We start from the raw sequence: 16,290 nt of genomic DNA, 5'->3' as shown, positions 1-16,290 counted from the left end.
ATGGAAAACTTAGAAAATATTGAAGTCGTAGGTGAGGTAGAGATTATAGAGGAACCTATTATTAATTTTCCACCTATTCCTATAGACACAGGATTACCATGTTGGGAAGTAAATGAAGAAGGCTATGTGATTGAACATTATTTAATGTCTGAGGACGAAATAGAAAAAGCCCTATCTGAAGGGCGAAGAATTATTAAGTTTTGCTGGAAAGAAAGTTTTTACAAACCACGATTCGATGAAACTTTAAATGAGTGGGTTGAAGGTGCAGATATGGAAGCCGTTTTAAATGATGTTAAGACAGTAAAATTTAATCAATTAAATGAGGCATGCAATAAGGATATCTCAGGTTACTTTGATGCTCCTGTCGGTTCAGAAACTTATACGTTTTCGTTTGATACAGAAGCACAATCTAATTTTATTGGCAGCCTAGCATTATTTAACGAAGGGCTTATGACAGAAGTTGAATGGACTGCATGGAAAGGTGATAAAGCTCATAGAGTTACTTTAAGTAAGGAGCAGTTTCTCAATGTAGCATTTTTAGCATATCGAGAAAAGGATGCAAAGATATCTAAGCTAAGAAATGTACTACAACCAAGAATCGAGGCCTGTACAACTATAGAAGAAGTGCAGGCTATTTCTTGGGACGAAAAACCAACACAACTAGCTTGATATTTTAATAAGTAGTCCTTATGATGTGTTCAATAAATAACATGTTCCAAATGTTCAATAGGAGGAAAAACAAAATGAATCAACAAGGGAATACAACAAATTTAGATGTGAATCTATTAATCAAAGAGTATGAAGATACAATTATTAAGTTAATTAGTGAAAACGTTAAATACAAAACACTTCTAAAACAAAAAGCTATTGAGGAACAGCAACGTCAGGAAGAAATGATGCGACATGCAGCACCACCTGCACCATCTGCAGTTCCGACCGAAGAAATCGTAGAAGCAGGAGAAGTAGCGTAACAATAACGGATTATATATTGACTGGTTATATACGAATGGTTACGTTCATGAGGGAGCAAAAGCTCCCTCTTATTTTATTTTGGAGGTGTTTTTCTGTATGACACAGGTACGAATTCGTTCTATTACAAAAGACGAGAAATCTCCCTGGGTTTATATTCAAGAAGAGATCAGACAGGAAACTCCAAAAGCAAATGCATTCCAAGTAAAAGCCGAACCTGTTACAAGACGAAATTCTAAGACAAATCAATATGGACGTTTTCGTTACAGTGAAATGCAATATGGAAGAATTGAAGCAATCTTAGCTTCTGCTTTAGAGATAAGTAAATCTCCTATGAGAATAAGAAACCAAAATGGAGAATGGATTTATATTCAGAAAACAACTATCGATGGCGCTTGTCCTGCTATTCGGATACGAAACCGAAATAGTGAGCAAGTAGGTCCTTGGGTTTATATCCAACATAAGGAGGTGTAGGTATGGAGTATTTACACAATTATTTATCGGTTCTGCCTGATTACGACCGCAAAGAAGTAGAGCAGTTAGTACAAGAAAATATGGATTTGTTTGATGTAAAAGTTATAACAAAAGAAGAGTTTGAAGCACTCATTCAACAACTTGCAAATAGACAAGAAAAGGTTACGACTCTTACACCAACTGATGAAAAAGTAGATGCCGAACATTTTAATCAAATGCATTCGAATGTAGCTTTAGATTTAAAGCGACTTTATAACTCACATCTTATCGTTGAGAAAGTAATAGCCAATTATGACAGAATTCTTCGAGGAACATTGGATGATGTGAAAAGGGAAGTGGACTCACTTTCTACTCGTGTTGAGGAATTAAACCTCAAAGCAAAAGGAGAAGATGGGTTAGTTGTAAAAACATATGGCTTTGAAGAAAAAGAAAAGAGCTTGTATATGGAAACAGATCGTGACCAATACGCTCACTTATTCTTAGACCGCGACGGCAAATCCTTACCAAGTGCATCATTAAATCGTAGCTTCCATCAACACTATCTGTCTCTACCTATTAGAGAAGTAGAGGATGCTCTGCAAAACTCAAATGGGGCAACAACTGCAAAGATTGAAATTATGTATCAAGCACCAAATAGTATTTCAGACAGAAACCATCCATTGGAGCATGCAATAGATGATTCACTTGAGACGTATTGGGCACAAGCAGTTAAAACAAATGCACCTGCTTATACAGAAATAACAAAACTATAGAAAGGAGGAAAGTGGATGCCTACTCCCATTTATATCGAACAGCATTATTCATTATCTGTATCTGAATTTGAAGGACTATGGGAAATGACATTTATGCACCCATACAATCGACAAGAACATTTCAGTATTTACCTAGTTGCTCCTAATAGTGACTATGAACATGCTGAACTGGATGATCGACCGATTGTAGAAGCTGGGCCAAGACTAACAGAAGTATTAAAGCGACTACTTTATAAAATCGAATACTACCCGTACTCTTGGGACTTCGCCGGAAAGAAAATTGTTTCATACGGATACGATTTTGAAACAGACTTCACAGGTACGAGTTTGACCTATATTGACTTAACAGAGATTGCTCTTAAAGAAGTAAATGAATACTACAACTTCTTTTCTGAATTAGAAACAGATGTAGTAGATGAAACAGAAAAGGTCAGTGGAAAAGGTGTTATGGCCAAACTAAAAATAACATTAGATAAGCCTAAAACCGTAAATCATTTATCCGTTGATTTCTTCACAGAGTATCCAATTGAATTAATGTCATTGATGTATCAAGTTGACCAAAATGAAGAATCCACTACCTATGAAATTCCTCTTTCAAAAGCGGTTCAAACAAATGGATCCATTTATCTTCATTTCTCTCCTGTATTTGCAAAGACATTCTATTTAATTATTAAGCAAGAGTCTTATACATTACTAGACCAATCAAAGACAGAAGAAGAAGTAATGGAAGCTGAGTTATGGAATCAAGCTTCAACAAGAAGCCAATCTATTTATGAATCTGCAGTTGGAGAATATGTAGACCAATTATTCTCTTCTAAGTCTGGTATTCAGTTACATCAAGAAATCTTAGACAGCTACCAAAACACGAATGTAAATCACGCGCCAATCTCAGCAGATCCTATGAATCCATACCGTAGTGATTTTGAACAAGCCAAAAAATCTTTAGATAGTCAACAACGATAGAAAGGAGGATTTAGATGGTTAACAGTTTTGAAAGTGCAAGCAAACCAAAAACAACTTTACTGCAAGGTCAAAGTGCTACAAGTAGTACAACACCTGGGCCACTTCCTCCAATCGTAGAAGGAGTTGGCTCAAGTAACCGTGTAAATAGTTCAACAGAATATGTTTATCAGTATGGGGTAAAGAACCTGCAGCTAAATCATTCTCTATATGAACAAGCAGGAATTTTTGTTACAAAACCAATTGAAGTAGAGGGGAATATTGTAGAGGTATCACTATCTACTTTTGAAGATCATCCACTGTTTAATGAGTTAGATGGAATGGCTACAGACCGTGTTACTTCTATTGAATACTACATCTCATTAGAAGAGAATCCTTCACTTAATGATTGGGTTTCAATTCTTCCAGAAGGTACAAAGAATGTAAAATGCGAAAAGCTTTTCTTCCGTGGTTCAAGTGCAGAACTTCGATTCCATGCAGATATTAGTGATGAAGATAATACGAAAGTATACCGCAACAACATCTTAATGAATAGAAGTGATTGGTACTTTACAGAAAGAGGAGCTGCTATTCAGTTAGCTGTACCTCATGACAGTAGTTCAATCTATACAATTGATTACGTACCAAATGCCAATCTATTTGACCCTTGGACAGTTAAGGTAGGAGATCGATTCTCTAAGAGAGTTCGTAAAGTAGAGTCTTTCCCAAATGGAACTGATTCTAATAATACAATTAAACTTTCTAAGTATCCATTTGTTGATTATAAACAAGTGAATAGTGGAGAGAACTATGATCCGAATACAAGTGATTACAGACCAATCGATGTATTCCTAACAGATGGAGCAATCGTAGTAGGAGGCGGAAAGATTCAATCAGAATTCTTCCCAATCTCTTACTCAAGTGAAAATGAATTCACAACAAAGAACCGTACAGATTATAAAACTAGCAAAGATGCATTTTTAAATAAGTACAGTATTGTTCCGGATTCTGTTTATAAGACATTTGAGTATAAGCAAGAGAAGAATAAACTCATCTTCACAGAAAGCTTTAACCGTTCGGATCTTTATTATAACGAAGCAACAAATCATGGTAACGCTACAGTGGTTGTTCACTACGATTATCTAGTGACAAACTTCCGACTAAAAGTTATCTTACGTAAAAACGTAGGTGATGAACTAGTGGTAACGCCTATGGTTGATAGCTACCAATTAAAATTCAAAGTTATGAAGTAGGGAGGTGCAAGGATGAATGCCCCTGTTATTGAATCTAAAATATTAGAGAAACAAAGAGAGTATCTTTTAGAGCAAGCAAAGCTACGTTTAAGTAGTTCTGCTACAAAAGAAGAGGTATCTCAATTAGCAGATGAAATCTTTTACAGGTATCAATCTTGCATAGGTAAGCCCTTATTCCAAGCACAGAAAGTTGTGTATGGAGAATTGCCTTTCCTTGAAGATTACTATAGCAACAACAAGGAAATGGAAACGGATTTAGGTATTTTATTCTCAGAACTAAATACCATTGCTACTTACCTAGTGGATTACTTTAATTATTCTCAAAGTGAGAAAGACAGAATCTTAGCTATCGTTCGTGGTATTAATGGAGTTGTATCAGACCTTCAAATGTTAACAGAAGAAACAACGCCTAATACGGTTTATTTAAAAGAATCGTTTACGAATTACGATAACGTAGATACTGTTTTAACTCCAGTAGAAAACCGAAGCATGATCCACACACAAGAAGGAGTATTAACTCTTCGACGTACAAATGCTTTAAATAGAAGCATCGGAAGCAAAGTCCGAACCATAACTGGTAACGGTATTGCAGGGACTTATTATCTATCTCGTAAAGTTAAATCAGATTCAGAATTTGAAAACTACGAATATGTTTCTTCTCAAATCAAGAACGATGATCCAAAAGCATTAATCGATGGAAACCCTGACACAGTATTTGAATTCGAGATGGTCAACATTCCAGAGAGCTATAAGAAGCAAGTATTCTACTACGATGTTGAATGGGCAAAAGGAAAAGAACATGACGATCTATTACGTGTAAAGATTGTAGTTCAATTACCTAAGAGCGAGACAATCAACTGGATTAATTTAAATCCTTATCATGCTGCAGGTAGCCCAGGTACAGTTAATGTGTATTCTATTCGAACATCTAATGACGGTATTGAATACCAAGGTCTTTTCCAAAATGACCAATTTGTATTAAACCAAGAAATCAATAAAACACCTCAAAGCTACAGAGCAGAGGATTTATTTGATGGTAGCGAAAACTTTGCTAAAACAAAATTTTCTGGCCAAGGTGTTTGGAGCTTCCCATCAAGAGAAGCAAAATACATTGAATTCGTATTAGAACAACCTAACTCTTATAAAGAATTGTTAGGGCAAGAAGCTTTCTATAGAAGAAAAAAGGATTCTGCTTCATTTACTCGTATTCGTAAACAAGAAGTACCAAGCAATATTGTTGATGAAAAATACGGTATCCATACTGTTAATAGCGACTATGAGATTAAAAAAGTATTAGAAGCTATTGAAGGTTGGCGTTACGCTATTGGTGTTCGAGATATCGATATTATGAGTTTTGAATTTGCTGAAACAAGTGAGTATATTAGCAAACCGTTTCTACTTGAAGATGGTATTAAGAAAGTACTTCTATACACAAACGAAAAAGTTCCTCCTATGTACAAAGAGAAGGTAAGTGAATCTAATGATTGGGTTCAGTACTTTGTTTCTTTTGACGACATAGACTGGCACAGAATCTCTCCACAACATCAGCAACCGGTAAACGATAAGTTCCCAGCAAAGATTCTTTCGATTAATGATAACGAATCTGATATTGAAAATGCGTTTGCTCTTCACAAACAAAACCTTCAATTAAAAGAACTTCCAAAGCAAGTGCGATTAAAAATTATTATGAAGCGACCAGAGAAAACAACAGAAGATGAAATACCTCTTCTTCATACAACACCACTCGTTGAAGACTTCGCTTTAAAAATTCTTACAGAACAGAAAGGGGTGTAGGAGATGTCTATTAACATTCGTCAAAAACGTTTTACTGTAGCGGTGAACCAAATCCTTCAGGAAGAACTTCGAAAGGGGAATCTTCCTACATCCAAGGAGTTCGGTTCTCGTTTAAATAAATTATTAAGAGACCAAGACCTAGGCTCTCCTGAGTATACGTTCAAGCGTATTCGTAATGGTGAACTAGCTGAGTCCGACTTCTACAATGAGGTTGTTAGCAAGATCCAAAAGGACTTGATGATTCTTTATGAAAATACAATCGCTGTTCATGATCAGTTAAAAGGAAAGTTTAATTGGTTTGAGGTAGAAAAGAATCGGTTAGAGTATGAGGCTAGAAGATTAGAAACGGAATTAAAAGAGAAGATATTGCTGTATGGTAAGACGGGTTACTTAACTAGCATCTTTGATACATTTGACGATTTATCTAAAATCGATTCAGAAGACAATGTATCTATCGATATAAAGAACCATCAAATCACACTTAAGAAACAGGAGAACACTTCATTCTTAATTAATCCTGCTAGTGAAATTAAATTCGTTATGCCAAAAAACTCTGCGAGTACATTTAAAAAGATTCCTATTTCAGGGAAGATTGAACAAGCCTTAAATGTAAATACAAACGAAACATTCCAAGAAGTATGGCTATCGAAAACAGAAGGTCCAGCTGATGGGTATGTAGATATCACATTCAATGATAAACAAGTATTAAACCGAATTGATTTAAGCATACATACCATTAAGGATGTTACGGTATATATTGAATTCACGCTAGATGGATTAAACTATTTCCACTTACCATATTATCCAGAAGGTAAGCAAACGGGTAATAATGTATCTTTTTATTTCCCAACAACAGAAATGAAGAGTATGAGGATTTGGATTCGTAAACAGGAGAGCGATAAAGAGCTTGTACATCCTGAAGGTTATTCTTATCAATACTTATTTGGAGTTAAGAAAATTCAATTCTTCCAACTAAGCTATCCGGAAAGAGGAGAGGTTGTTACAAAATTCCTTACTCCGAATACAGATGAGACATTCTCTATTGGTAAAGTATCATTAGTTACAGAAGAAGAGATTCCCGACGGTACAGATATTGAGTACTTTGTACGTGTAGACGATAGGGAAGAGAGCTGGAAACAGATATCTCCTGTTAATAGAGAGACTGCACAGGCACCTAACTTAATTGATTTCAAGTATGTTGTTCATGCTAGTCCAACAAACTTAGGTATCCCAGAGAATACTGGTGGCCAAGAATCTGAGATTATCGAACTACAAGCAAATGGAATCGCATTTTATACATTAGGCTCTATTGAAAAACGTAAGATCGTTCCGCGAACAGAGCGTATGTATATGGGTAAAGATGCTTGGAATGTTCAGAAGACAGTAGTAAACTTCGGTGAAACTCATATCCCTTCATTAGATGACTGGAAACAACCATCAAATGATATTGTTCGAAATGTAATTCCGATTAAGGAAGGGAATCGTGGTTTGATTCTACAAGATGAACAATTCACGCAGCATACACAACTGTATTATGGAATGGGTATTTTCTATGAAGGAAAAGAACAAGTACTTCCTACGATTCCATCATCTACAGAACCAATTGCTATCTTCTTAAATGGAGAAAAGTTATTTGAGGGAATACCTTCTTCTCAAACTAATGTGAACTACAAGTTCAAGCAAGGGTGGAATGACTTAACTGTATTGGTCTATGTACAGAGTTTAAATAAGGACTGCACGATTGATTTAGGATTTGATCCGATTCGTGTAAGTACTCATTGTTATTCTTCAAGCCAGTTCTTAGAAAAGGTTTCCGTATTTGATTTACGATACAACACAAAGAATAACGATTGGTCTAAGTACGCTCTTTACGAGAAAGATGGAAAGGTCTATATTGTGGTTAATCATTCACTACCTGGTGTAACATATGACCTTTACTATGACTACGTAGATGAAGTCGAACACCGAGATATTCAATTAAAAATTGCTATGAAACAATTCTCCGTAGGGCAGTATACAACACCTGTATTACGCCGCTACACATTACAATTTAGTTAGGGAGGAGCAACTATATGAAAATCGAAAAGAAATATAAACCTTCCTTTCATAAAGCCAATGCTCGTTACCGTGGTGTAACTGAGCTTTCCCAGTATACGAATTTTGTTCTTGAATCTGCTCATGACCTTTTACTATTAGGACACATTACAGAAGGAAATGAAGCAACGAATAAAGATGGCCATAAAAAAGAAATGTACAATAATTTCGTTTCTATCATGACAGGGGATAAAGAAGTAGGGAAGTCGAATGTATTTACGGCTTCCACGCTTCAAAAAATCGACTATTCACGAACAGTTCCTGTTCCTGGATTAGATAGTTGGAGTCCTTTGAATGGCTGTACAAAAACAGCAGCCGGTGACGCAATTAAGCTTTCTTCAAATGGATTACTAGATCCTGTAGGAATGTATAGTACTCTTTATGTAGAACCAGGAGACAAGCTGTATATTCGTATGAAGGTAAGAAGTACAGGTGGTGCTTCGGACTTTACCTTTGGTTCAAACAATATGCGTATGGGACCAGATAAGAATGGTGATACAAGAAAGGTTCCATTACCACAAAGCAATGATTTTATCACTATCGATTACGTGTTACGTTTCCAATATGCTGAATCAGTATCAATCAATATAAACGTTCATGAAAAACCGAATGTGTTAAAGGCAGCAAACATCGAAGTAAAGGATCTTGAGATATATTACTTCAATGAAACACCGATTCAAGTTTCATCTTTTGATATGGTTATTAAACCAAATGTTGATGAACTAGAAGAAAAAATCAATTCGATACGATAGGGAAGGTGAGTACATGCGCCCGATTACATTAAGAAATCCGAATCTAAATAAAGGGCCTAGCTCTTCTGAAGAATTTAATAAGTTACGTAATGACATCCAAACAGACATTACAACTTTGTTTGACATTGTGAATGACCATGATGGTGTAATCTCTGAGAACATGGATCATATCTTACGTGAAAATTACTTCTTACAAAACCGTCTAAAGAAATTAGAGGGAAGAGTGTATGAATTAGAAAAGGATTATCAAAACAATAGCATAGCAGGGGAGAGTATCCTTACTCGATCTTTCTATCATGCAAGCAATATCATTTCCTCAAATGCAAATAGCCCCGTTAATGTAGATACACTACACGGACTTATTACTCCAGTTGTTGTAAGATCTCATGATAAGATTGCCTATAAAAATGATTTAGGTGAGTACATACTACCTAGCAACCTAGAAGCAAACGTATATGAGTCATCAGATGTAGAGCCAATTGATGAAGAAACAAAACAACGTAAATTCTACGAGGTAGATTCTAGTGGTATTACAAAAGCATTTGATGGAGACAAGAACTCGTTCTGGGTTCGCCAATCTGAGACAAATGAAAATAAATGCGTAACAGAAGTGTATGGATTGATTCATGTGAAGATCCCACAAAACATTTCTAATAACATTTATACAAATACAATTACTCTTCATCCATCTCCAGAGTACTCTATGAGCGTTCTTGATATTCAATACAAGAATCAGAATGGGGAGTGGAGGCGTATTGAAACTTACCCAGTAAAAAAGGTAAACAATACAGATATTCCGGAAGAGATTGTTGAAGCTGGTAAGCTAGTATTTTCATTCCCAAGACGACAAGTAACAGAACTGCAAATCAAAGTAAAACAACCTTACTGGTTCAAGCACGATAACAAACGAATCTTTATGTATGGATTCCAAGACATCGTTGTGGAGTACCGTGAGTATTCCCAAGATACTGCAGAGTTTACAACAAAGTTCTCATTAGAAGGAACAGATCGTCGTTTCACAAATGTAAACACACCAAAGGTAACAGTACCAGTTGGATGTCCACCATTTAACGACTACACTGTAAAACATGAATTGTATTTTGATGAGGGGTTAACGGAGAAGTTTGATTTCTCAACAGACATTTTCCAACCAATTCAATCTGTATATGTAAAAACACTTTTAAAAACAGCAGGGGACCAGGTACCATTCTTACGTGAGATTGAGTTACCTTATCGACATGAAGAATTAGAAGTGTTATAAAAAGAGAAGGGAGCATAACCGAAATGGTATGCTCCTTTTTTATTTAAAACTTTATCTTTGAAACTTCTTCTAATAAAGCTTTCTTTTTATTCTCATCAGTTGTTGTAAAAGCTTCATTAATCATTCCTGCAGATTGAAGGAACTTCTTAACTGCTTCTAACTCTTCAGGTCTAGATTCTTCGTTTTCTAAAACTTCTAAAGCATATGTAATTGAAGTAGCAAGTGAAACCGTTAAAATTTCCATATTATTATCTCCTTCTAAATGGCTTTTAATATGTATTTCTACAGGTAGCGAATAATACCTTTTTAATTGTTTAAATCATAAATCATACCAGCAAAAAATATTCCAATAATAATAAGTGCTATAAGAGCAGTTAATAACATTTTCCCAAGAGGGCCAGTTAGAATTTCATGTAACATTCCTTTTGCATGCTCTTGAGGTTTTCCCCTTAAAGTGAGGGAGAGGATGAATGTAATTATTAATAAGAAAAATGCCGCGATTAAATATCCCATTGTTTATGTATCTCCTTAATCTAAGTTGTCCAATACATTATATCAGTTGGAACATCTTAAGTAATCATATTTTTATCTACGTACAAGTCTTATTCTATTAAATTGGACAAGGTTATTATTCGTGTCATGTGCCATCACTTTATCGACGATCCTGACACCAATATACTCCTTGAAATCCTCGTCACCATCTTTAATCTTTTGTTTAATCTCAGCAGCTTTTTGTTTGCAAAATTCATTTGTATAATAACCGGTGCACCATAAAAGTGTTTTACTTCTATCAGCCATAATTACACCGCCCTTAAATCAATTTTAGAATTTTTACGTGAGTATGAACCTTTGCCTTTTTTAGCTTTGTCAGCTCTTGCTGGTGGGGGCATAGTTCCACGGTTTTGTGTCATAACACCAATACGCTTAGTTTTATTCTGTTTATTCTTCATAACAAATTCCTTCTTTCTTAATAACAATAGTGAATAGAAAAAGACAGCCTGCGAACGGCTGCCTTAATCCTTAGGGAGGAAAATAATGATTTGGTAAAGTAGATAGGTTTTAAACAAGTTCGAATTTCACCGGGAGGTGTGAAAGCGTAAAACTTGCGAGGTAACTTACTCTCTTAATAAAACCTTTTCACTGTGCATATGCAACTTTGTATTACATCAAAATTTCCGGATGATACATTTGAATGTGTTTAGCATCATCAAACGTATACGACGACATAAATTCTAACGTATTTTCATAATCCGTATGTTGCTTAACGTACAAACCTAGTGCGATAAAATTAACGGTTAATGTTTGGTTGTAACCGATACATAAATCAATTTTCATGGTAAAACCTCCAGTAAAAATATATGTAATTACCCCAAAGAGGGGATTAAAGTAACTTTCGCACTCTTTCAACATAATACCAATTTAGTTGAAAGACCTCGCCTGAAAATAAAACCAGGGGAAAAATCCCCTGATTATATTATTTTTTATAGTTCTTGTTAAGTTTTGTTGTAAATTCAAAATCATCTTTGTTTTTAATAATGTTCATTGGAAAAACAGATCTACAAACAATGAGTGTAATCATAGTTCCTGTTTTAATAAAAATGTGAGGATATGTTGTAGCAAATGATGTATACTCATAATTTTGACCTACGCCGCTATCAATAACTTCATCTAAAATAGATCTTTTAAATGAGTCAATATACTTAGCTTCTACAAAAGGATCTAGTTTTACAGGTGACGGAACATACTTATCCAATCGGACAAAACATCTTGTGACCTCGTCAATATCAAAAACAGCTTGACCATTTTTTGCTAATGCATGTTCAACGCGAAGAGCTTCATCATTTTCTAAGTTTAGTTTTAAATCCATGTGAAAATTCCCCCTAGGTTTGATTGTGCAGAACATAAATATATTCTACATAAAACAACAAAAATCCTTTTATTTCTTAATGGGCGACACCAACCCTTTACCATAATATTATTATGTTAACTCTTTCTACTAAAAACGCTTATTGTTGAAAGACGTCGAACCATTAAAAACTCCCTTATGCAGCAACAAATAGCTTCTCTTGAATAATAGCATTTGCTTTCTCTGCTGTAATTTTCTGAATTTCTCCGTTATTAATTAGATAGAAATACTTATTCCCCACAATGTATGATTTGTATAAATCAAAATACATAGGATTAAACTTATCCTCTAAAGGAATATAGTGTGTTCCACTATTTCTTAATAACCAAAGTCCCTTCTTATCCCCTGTTAAGTACGCATGAAGATCATGTAGATAAAAGTCATTGGAGTAGTGGCTTACATGACTTGTCACTATCTCCTCCATCGCTAACAACTCAGGATAGTCTTCCGGGTTAATGCCTGCTGGGAACGCCCAGTGTTTTACTTCGTATTTCTCATTCAACGCTCTAGTAGTGTCATATAGCTCTGATAATGCAGGGTTCTTTAACCCACTACGTCTACGAGCCCATTTGTTTTTTACACGCGCATAAAATTTAATATCTTCCATTAATAATCTCTCCCTTTTATATAAAATAAAAAAGCCCCTATCTCATAGGGACTCTTCATTATTATTCGTATACTAAGAACTGCTCTCTTTCTTCATCTGTTAAATCTTTTGGTTCTACTCCACGTTCGTTACAATATTTAAACAGCGCTCTTACTTTTACTCTTGGTTCTTTTTTATCGCTTGGTTCTACATATACTCCGTCGGGAAATCCTCTTTCAAATCTTTCTGCTTTGTTAATCATAGCACCACGCACCTTTTTTATAGTATGCCCAGTCAATGAATTCTTAACAACTCCAACTCTAACAGCCGAATTTCTAGCTAATTTAACCATTTTATAACACCTCCCGGAAATTTTGTAGCGGCCAAGCTTTGCCCAATAGGTTCGTCAAAAACAATCATCTGGCTTCCTTGTGATAATTGTTTTCCTCCTAAGCGTATATAGAAAGGTATTGTGTCCGTCTTGGAAGTTAAATACATGTGTCCATCGCATCCTTGCTCTAAACTATACTGACAAGCGAATGCTACTAGGTTGTATCCTACACCTGTATATATTCTATCTTTATTTACGCCATTCCTTTTTAGACCTCTAACATGATATTTATTACAATCCGCACATTCTGCAGATTTAAGATGTACAGTATACTCAGCCTTATTTACTTTAAGAGCAATAACGCCCTGAACTTCTCCTGGGTACTCGAATGTTTCCAGGGTAAAAACTTCAAAACCTTCTTCAAGATCTTTTTTAAAATCGAAAACCCACTTAGGAGGAACATACTCTCCTACTTCACTAGGACCTATTTTGCGATAATAGCACTCAGTCCACTTCTTGGTTTTATAGTTGTATATCATTTTTATCAATTCTCTTTCTAGTATTGTCTTTATATTATAACATAGATTGGAATTATTTTGGGCGTTTTACCAGTTGTGAGTGGGTAAATCATCGATTATTTCAATATCTCTATCAAGCATAATCCAAGAGCATTCCTTCCCCATTGCATATCCAATTATGAGCACCAACGACTCTGGTAATAACTTACCTATAAGCATTTCTGGATACAGTGGAATAAATGCTCCATACTCCCCTTTTTCATAAACAATAAGATCCATCTTATTATCTTTTGTTGCCTCAACTTGGCCATCCAACCACTTAGCTGTTTCGTAAGTAATGTGTGCGGTAGATACTTCTAACATTTTTTGAATCATATTATTACTCCCCTTTCAACCCTTGATTTCTTTAAAACGAGTCATTGATTTTCGATGTAATTCATTTCTTTTTTTCTCGCCTAATTCTTCATCTAAGATTTGAATTAAGCAATCATATCTAAGATCCGTTTCTCTATTCAACTTATCAACTAGTTCTTTGATTTTGTTCCAATCATCCATTTCTATTCTCACCTTTCTATATAAGAAAAGGACCGCTCATTAAAGAGCAAGTCCTTGTTTATTGATATCCATTAACATCTTATTGATCTTGTCATAATCAGCTTTTGCAGGAAGCTCTGACTTCTCATAAGCTGCAGCTAATTCATTGTCGTACATTTCAACCATTTCTAATGCTTCTTCGAAAGTGTATTTACCATTACGACAATCTAATAAAAGCTCACGATTTGGACGATATGTACTGTAGTCACCTGTCTCCAAGATCTCTGTTGCACTTGTTAGTAATCGGATACTGTGCATAAAGAACTTTGTATCGTAGCCGTGAGCATCGATTAGGTCACGTCTACCTGTTCCGTTTGAGTTCTTATTCTTCAGCTTTTGGATTTGCGAATTCGCATATCCACCGAATCGGTACTTGATGTTTTTTGATAAGAACAAATGACGGTTATCGATTAAAATTTGTCCTAGTGGAGCGACCTTGATGTAATCCTCCGGACGAACAAACAGGATCTCGATGTTGTTAGGAACACTTTGCATAGCATCTCTAACAAACTTATTTACATGAATGATGTTTACATCGACATCATCTTTTGTATTTCTGAAGTTTTTACCACCTGATGTGTTGTACTCATTAAATGAATCCAAACCTAAGTAGTATTCAACTGGTGGGATACATACACCCTTGTAGTCCTTATCAGACGTTTCTGTATTTGTTCCATAGGCATAACTACCTGTTGGAGACAAGATGATTGTTCTATCTTCTAACCACGTTAAATTGGATTGTTCTAATTTTAAATCTGTCATTTTGAAGCCCCCTTCATTCTTTTAAGTAAATCTATTCTACCAGTAAGGATATTTAATCCATGATGGCTCAGATGTGGAATTACATCATGAAGAGTCATTAACATGATTTCCTCATACTTCGGATGATTCACAATTGTATCATCCATGTACGTCTTCTGTAACTCTTTTATAGCTTCCTCTTTTCTCTTTAATGAAAGAGAGCCGCAGCACTGTCTGAACCCTGGGTTTCTATCACTTCCACAAACACACATATTAAGCTACCTCCTTCAAGGCTTGTTGCTCCTTAATTTGTTCTGCAATGGCTGAAGCAACAGCAGCAACATGAATACATTCCATATACAAATCGTCTGCATCTGTATCTTTCACACTAGCTAATCCTAATTCACTTTGAGCAGCTTGGCATACCTCACCAAACTCTTCACCTAAGATAGATAGCCACGTACCGATAGGATGTCGCTGGATACCCCACTTTTCATTTTGACGAAGACGTTCTTGATACACTTCTTCATTTACACTATCCATTAATTTCTCAACCTTGTTCATTGACTTCACCTTCCTCATAAAGAAGATCCAATAATTTACGGATCTTGTTACATTCCCTTTCCCCAGCATTTATATCTATATGGCATATATAAAAACTCTACAGGCTCATGTTCAATGCCACTATCTCCTGTGTAGTCGTACCAATACTCCGGAATCCACCTTACTAACACTGTATCATCCCGTGAATAAAATTCTTCCATTATCAATCACTACCTTTTATTCAGGCTCCATCTATCGTAAGCACTTCATAAGAAACGTCAATAGGCAAAATAAAAAAGAGCCCTAAACAGGGCCCTCATTCTACCAAAATATCATTACTGCAGCAGCATCTACAAATCCCCAAAATAAGAAGAACATGATACCGATGATTCCAATGAACATTCGAATCCAGTTTCTATTCTCTAAATGGTAAACTGTAAAAGCTAAACTACCTACGAACCCAAAAGCTGAAACAACTAATAGGCACATAGCACTGATTAACATCATTGTGCACCTTGGTACAGGTCGATAATTTCTCCTAGCTGGCCAGGATTATAACCAGAAGTACGCATGATTTCCTTGTCACCATCTTTTAGAATTACCACTGGAACAGAAAACAGTACATCATGTTCAGCTGCCATTGCAGGTTCTTCTTCTACATTAACAGATGTAAAATCTACACCCTCGTCTTTTAAAAATCTTTCAACTGTTACACAAGGGCCGCACCCATTTAAACCAAATTTAATAATTTCCATTTTAAATACCGTCCTTTTTCTTGATGTA

General features: G+C 35.5%; 27 protein-coding genes. 10 read left to right on the top strand and 17 right to left on the bottom strand.

Features of this window, described 5'->3' with window-relative positions; all coding sequences use genetic code 11:
• The 10 genes from F3I02_RS00935 to F3I02_RS00890 all read left to right on the top strand — a co-directional run bounded on the left by F3I02_RS00935 (window position 1) and on the right by F3I02_RS00890 (window position 10,288).
• Complete coding sequence (locus F3I02_RS00935) at window positions 1-669, top strand: DUF4376 domain-containing protein (protein ID WP_196477384.1); 669 nt, start codon at window positions 1-3, stop codon at window positions 667-669.
• A 74-nt stretch (window positions 670-743) separates the two neighbouring features.
• The gene (locus tag F3I02_RS00930) at window positions 744-971 is read left to right on the top strand and encodes a hypothetical protein (protein WP_196477383.1); all 228 of its coding nucleotides are present in this window, start codon (window positions 744-746) and stop codon (window positions 969-971) included.
• A 97-nt stretch (window positions 972-1,068) separates the two neighbouring features.
• Window positions 1,069-1,443, top strand: coding sequence for a hypothetical protein (locus F3I02_RS00925; protein ID WP_196477382.1), 375 nt, complete (start codon window positions 1,069-1,071; stop codon window positions 1,441-1,443).
• Between the two features lie 2 nt (window positions 1,444-1,445).
• The gene (locus tag F3I02_RS00920; protein WP_196477381.1) at window positions 1,446-2,195 is read left to right on the top strand and encodes a hypothetical protein; all 750 of its coding nucleotides are present in this window, start codon (window positions 1,446-1,448) and stop codon (window positions 2,193-2,195) included.
• A 15-nt stretch (window positions 2,196-2,210) separates the two neighbouring features.
• Window positions 2,211-3,158, top strand: a complete 948-nt coding sequence (locus F3I02_RS00915) for a hypothetical protein (RefSeq protein WP_196477380.1) — start codon at window positions 2,211-2,213, stop codon at window positions 3,156-3,158.
• A 14-nt stretch (window positions 3,159-3,172) separates the two neighbouring features.
• Complete coding sequence (locus F3I02_RS00910; RefSeq protein WP_196477379.1) at window positions 3,173-4,387, top strand: hypothetical protein; 1,215 nt, start codon at window positions 3,173-3,175, stop codon at window positions 4,385-4,387.
• A gap of 12 nt (window positions 4,388-4,399) precedes the next feature.
• Window positions 4,400-6,181 (top strand): hypothetical protein, encoded by a 1,782-nt coding sequence (locus tag F3I02_RS00905; protein ID WP_196477378.1) that lies wholly within the window; start codon window positions 4,400-4,402, stop codon window positions 6,179-6,181.
• A 3-nt stretch (window positions 6,182-6,184) separates the two neighbouring features.
• Window positions 6,185-8,239, top strand: a complete 2,055-nt coding sequence (locus F3I02_RS00900; protein ID WP_196477377.1) for a hypothetical protein — start codon at window positions 6,185-6,187, stop codon at window positions 8,237-8,239.
• Between the two features lie 14 nt (window positions 8,240-8,253).
• On the top strand, window positions 8,254-9,027 hold the full coding sequence (locus F3I02_RS00895) for a hypothetical protein (protein WP_196477376.1): 774 nt from the start codon (window positions 8,254-8,256) through the stop codon (window positions 9,025-9,027).
• 13 nt (window positions 9,028-9,040) lie between these two features.
• Complete coding sequence (locus F3I02_RS00890; RefSeq protein WP_196477375.1) at window positions 9,041-10,288, top strand: hypothetical protein; 1,248 nt, start codon at window positions 9,041-9,043, stop codon at window positions 10,286-10,288.
• A gap of 43 nt (window positions 10,289-10,331) precedes the next feature.
• Here the strand turns inward: F3I02_RS00890 and F3I02_RS00885 are convergent, their stop codons facing one another.
• The 17 genes from F3I02_RS00885 to F3I02_RS00805 form a co-directional block, all read right to left on the bottom strand.
• Window positions 10,332-10,532 (bottom strand): hypothetical protein, encoded by a 201-nt coding sequence (locus F3I02_RS00885; protein ID WP_196477374.1) that lies wholly within the window; start codon window positions 10,530-10,532, stop codon window positions 10,332-10,334.
• A 62-nt stretch (window positions 10,533-10,594) separates the two neighbouring features.
• Entirely contained in the window at window positions 10,595-10,801 is a 207-nt protein-coding gene (locus F3I02_RS00880) for a hypothetical protein (RefSeq protein ID WP_196477373.1), read from the bottom strand.
• A 72-nt stretch (window positions 10,802-10,873) separates the two neighbouring features.
• Window positions 10,874-11,086, bottom strand: a complete 213-nt coding sequence (locus tag F3I02_RS00875) for a hypothetical protein (RefSeq protein WP_196477372.1) — start codon at window positions 11,084-11,086, stop codon at window positions 10,874-10,876.
• Between the two features lie 2 nt (window positions 11,087-11,088).
• On the bottom strand, window positions 11,089-11,238 hold the full coding sequence (locus F3I02_RS00870) for an alternative ribosome rescue factor ArfA (protein WP_196477371.1): 150 nt from the start codon (window positions 11,236-11,238) through the stop codon (window positions 11,089-11,091).
• A 211-nt stretch (window positions 11,239-11,449) separates the two neighbouring features.
• Window positions 11,450-11,623: a hypothetical protein gene (locus F3I02_RS00865; RefSeq protein WP_196477370.1), complete on the bottom strand. Its 174-nt coding sequence runs from the start codon at window positions 11,621-11,623 to the stop codon at window positions 11,450-11,452.
• Window positions 11,624-11,762: 139 nt separating this feature from the next.
• Window positions 11,763-12,155 carry a hypothetical protein gene (locus F3I02_RS00860; protein ID WP_196477369.1) on the bottom strand — a complete coding sequence of 131 codons (393 nt, stop codon included), beginning with the start codon at window positions 12,153-12,155 and terminating at the stop codon, window positions 11,763-11,765.
• Window positions 12,156-12,330: 175 nt separating this feature from the next.
• On the bottom strand, window positions 12,331-12,801 hold the full coding sequence (locus F3I02_RS00855) for a hypothetical protein (protein WP_196477368.1): 471 nt from the start codon (window positions 12,799-12,801) through the stop codon (window positions 12,331-12,333).
• A 61-nt stretch (window positions 12,802-12,862) separates the two neighbouring features.
• Window positions 12,863-13,132 (bottom strand): hypothetical protein, encoded by a 270-nt coding sequence (locus F3I02_RS00850; protein ID WP_230876742.1) that lies wholly within the window; start codon window positions 13,130-13,132, stop codon window positions 12,863-12,865.
• Window positions 13,120-13,650, bottom strand: a complete 531-nt coding sequence (locus F3I02_RS00845; RefSeq protein ID WP_196477367.1) for a hypothetical protein — start codon at window positions 13,648-13,650, stop codon at window positions 13,120-13,122. Before F3I02_RS00845 ends, F3I02_RS00850 begins: the two co-directional genes overlap by 13 nt.
• Before the next feature lie 66 nt (window positions 13,651-13,716).
• Entirely contained in the window at window positions 13,717-14,004 is a 288-nt protein-coding gene (locus tag F3I02_RS00840) for a DUF5983 family protein (protein ID WP_230876741.1), read from the bottom strand.
• A gap of 15 nt (window positions 14,005-14,019) precedes the next feature.
• The gene (locus tag F3I02_RS00835; RefSeq protein WP_196477366.1) at window positions 14,020-14,184 is read right to left on the bottom strand and encodes a hypothetical protein; all 165 of its coding nucleotides are present in this window, start codon (window positions 14,182-14,184) and stop codon (window positions 14,020-14,022) included.
• A gap of 39 nt (window positions 14,185-14,223) precedes the next feature.
• Window positions 14,224-14,985: a nucleotidyltransferase domain-containing protein gene (locus F3I02_RS00830; protein WP_196477365.1), complete on the bottom strand. Its 762-nt coding sequence runs from the start codon at window positions 14,983-14,985 to the stop codon at window positions 14,224-14,226.
• On the bottom strand, window positions 14,982-15,236 hold the full coding sequence (locus tag F3I02_RS00825) for a hypothetical protein (protein WP_196477364.1): 255 nt from the start codon (window positions 15,234-15,236) through the stop codon (window positions 14,982-14,984). Before F3I02_RS00825 ends, F3I02_RS00830 begins: the two co-directional genes overlap by 4 nt.
• Before the next feature lies 1 nt (window position 15,237).
• Entirely contained in the window at window positions 15,238-15,528 is a 291-nt protein-coding gene (locus tag F3I02_RS00820; protein WP_196477467.1) for a nucleoside triphosphate pyrophosphohydrolase family protein, read from the bottom strand.
• A gap of 47 nt (window positions 15,529-15,575) precedes the next feature.
• Window positions 15,576-15,728 (bottom strand): hypothetical protein, encoded by a 153-nt coding sequence (locus F3I02_RS00815; protein WP_196477363.1) that lies wholly within the window; start codon window positions 15,726-15,728, stop codon window positions 15,576-15,578.
• A gap of 100 nt (window positions 15,729-15,828) precedes the next feature.
• Window positions 15,829-16,011 (bottom strand): hypothetical protein, encoded by a 183-nt coding sequence (locus tag F3I02_RS00810; protein WP_196477362.1) that lies wholly within the window; start codon window positions 16,009-16,011, stop codon window positions 15,829-15,831.
• Window positions 16,011-16,262 (bottom strand): glutaredoxin family protein, encoded by a 252-nt coding sequence (locus tag F3I02_RS00805; RefSeq protein ID WP_196477361.1) that lies wholly within the window; start codon window positions 16,260-16,262, stop codon window positions 16,011-16,013. Before F3I02_RS00805 ends, F3I02_RS00810 begins: the two co-directional genes overlap by 1 nt.
• Window positions 16,263-16,290: the final 28 nt, after the last annotated feature.

The organism is Bacillus sp. SRB3LM, from assembly GCF_015712745.1.
GTDB lineage: Bacteria > Bacillota > Bacilli > Bacillales > Bacillaceae_G > Bacillus_A > Bacillus_A thuringiensis_K.
Note: the sequence above shows the minus strand (reverse complement) of the source record. Positions and strands in the feature narration are given on the sequence as shown.

What these genes read in the sequence shown, in the direction of transcription:
- F3I02_RS00900 (WP_196477377.1), top strand. Translation starts at nt 6,185, where the DNA reads ATGTCTATTAACATTCGTCAAAAACGTTTTACTGTAGCGGTGAACCAA.
- F3I02_RS00935 (WP_196477384.1), top strand. Translation starts at nt 1, where the DNA reads ATGGAAAACTTAGAAAATATTGAAGTCGTAGGTGAGGTAGAGATTATA.
- F3I02_RS00805 (WP_196477361.1), bottom strand. Translation starts at nt 16,262, where the DNA reads ATGGAAATTATTAAATTTGGTTTAAATGGGTGCGGCCCTTGTGTAACA.
- F3I02_RS00890 (WP_196477375.1), top strand. Translation starts at nt 9,041, where the DNA reads ATGCGCCCGATTACATTAAGAAATCCGAATCTAAATAAAGGGCCTAGC.
- F3I02_RS00825 (WP_196477364.1), bottom strand. Translation starts at nt 15,236, where the DNA reads ATGTGTGTTTGTGGAAGTGATAGAAACCCAGGGTTCAGACAGTGCTGC.
- F3I02_RS00905 (WP_196477378.1), top strand. Translation starts at nt 4,400, where the DNA reads ATGAATGCCCCTGTTATTGAATCTAAAATATTAGAGAAACAAAGAGAG.
- F3I02_RS00895 (WP_196477376.1), top strand. Translation starts at nt 8,254, where the DNA reads ATGAAAATCGAAAAGAAATATAAACCTTCCTTTCATAAAGCCAATGCT.
- F3I02_RS00845 (WP_196477367.1), bottom strand. Translation starts at nt 13,650, where the DNA reads ATGATATACAACTATAAAACCAAGAAGTGGACTGAGTGCTATTATCGC.
- F3I02_RS00830 (WP_196477365.1), bottom strand. Translation starts at nt 14,985, where the DNA reads ATGACAGATTTAAAATTAGAACAATCCAATTTAACGTGGTTAGAAGAT.
- F3I02_RS00855 (WP_196477368.1), bottom strand. Translation starts at nt 12,801, where the DNA reads ATGGAAGATATTAAATTTTATGCGCGTGTAAAAAACAAATGGGCTCGT.
- F3I02_RS00840 (WP_230876741.1), bottom strand. Translation starts at nt 14,004, where the DNA reads ATGATTCAAAAAATGTTAGAAGTATCTACCGCACACATTACTTACGAA.
- F3I02_RS00875 (WP_196477372.1), bottom strand. Translation starts at nt 11,086, where the DNA reads ATGGCTGATAGAAGTAAAACACTTTTATGGTGCACCGGTTATTATACA.
- F3I02_RS00865 (WP_196477370.1), bottom strand. Translation starts at nt 11,623, where the DNA reads ATGAAAATTGATTTATGTATCGGTTACAACCAAACATTAACCGTTAAT.
- F3I02_RS00925 (WP_196477382.1), top strand. Translation starts at nt 1,069, where the DNA reads ATGACACAGGTACGAATTCGTTCTATTACAAAAGACGAGAAATCTCCC.
- F3I02_RS00815 (WP_196477363.1), bottom strand. Translation starts at nt 15,728, where the DNA reads ATGGAAGAATTTTATTCACGGGATGATACAGTGTTAGTAAGGTGGATT.
- F3I02_RS00835 (WP_196477366.1), bottom strand. Translation starts at nt 14,184, where the DNA reads ATGGATGATTGGAACAAAATCAAAGAACTAGTTGATAAGTTGAATAGA.
- F3I02_RS00920 (WP_196477381.1), top strand. Translation starts at nt 1,446, where the DNA reads ATGGAGTATTTACACAATTATTTATCGGTTCTGCCTGATTACGACCGC.
- F3I02_RS00860 (WP_196477369.1), bottom strand. Translation starts at nt 12,155, where the DNA reads ATGGATTTAAAACTAAACTTAGAAAATGATGAAGCTCTTCGCGTTGAA.
- F3I02_RS00850 (WP_230876742.1), bottom strand. Translation starts at nt 13,132, where the DNA reads ATGGTTAAATTAGCTAGAAATTCGGCTGTTAGAGTTGGAGTTGTTAAG.
- F3I02_RS00885 (WP_196477374.1), bottom strand. Translation starts at nt 10,532, where the DNA reads ATGGAAATTTTAACGGTTTCACTTGCTACTTCAATTACATATGCTTTA.
- F3I02_RS00915 (WP_196477380.1), top strand. Translation starts at nt 2,211, where the DNA reads ATGCCTACTCCCATTTATATCGAACAGCATTATTCATTATCTGTATCT.
- F3I02_RS00880 (WP_196477373.1), bottom strand. Translation starts at nt 10,801, where the DNA reads ATGGGATATTTAATCGCGGCATTTTTCTTATTAATAATTACATTCATC.
- F3I02_RS00930 (WP_196477383.1), top strand. Translation starts at nt 744, where the DNA reads ATGAATCAACAAGGGAATACAACAAATTTAGATGTGAATCTATTAATC.
- F3I02_RS00910 (WP_196477379.1), top strand. Translation starts at nt 3,173, where the DNA reads ATGGTTAACAGTTTTGAAAGTGCAAGCAAACCAAAAACAACTTTACTG.
- F3I02_RS00870 (WP_196477371.1), bottom strand. Translation starts at nt 11,238, where the DNA reads ATGAAGAATAAACAGAATAAAACTAAGCGTATTGGTGTTATGACACAA.
- F3I02_RS00820 (WP_196477467.1), bottom strand. Translation starts at nt 15,528, where the DNA reads ATGAACAAGGTTGAGAAATTAATGGATAGTGTAAATGAAGAAGTGTAT.
- F3I02_RS00810 (WP_196477362.1), bottom strand. Translation starts at nt 16,011, where the DNA reads ATGTTAATCAGTGCTATGTGCCTATTAGTTGTTTCAGCTTTTGGGTTC.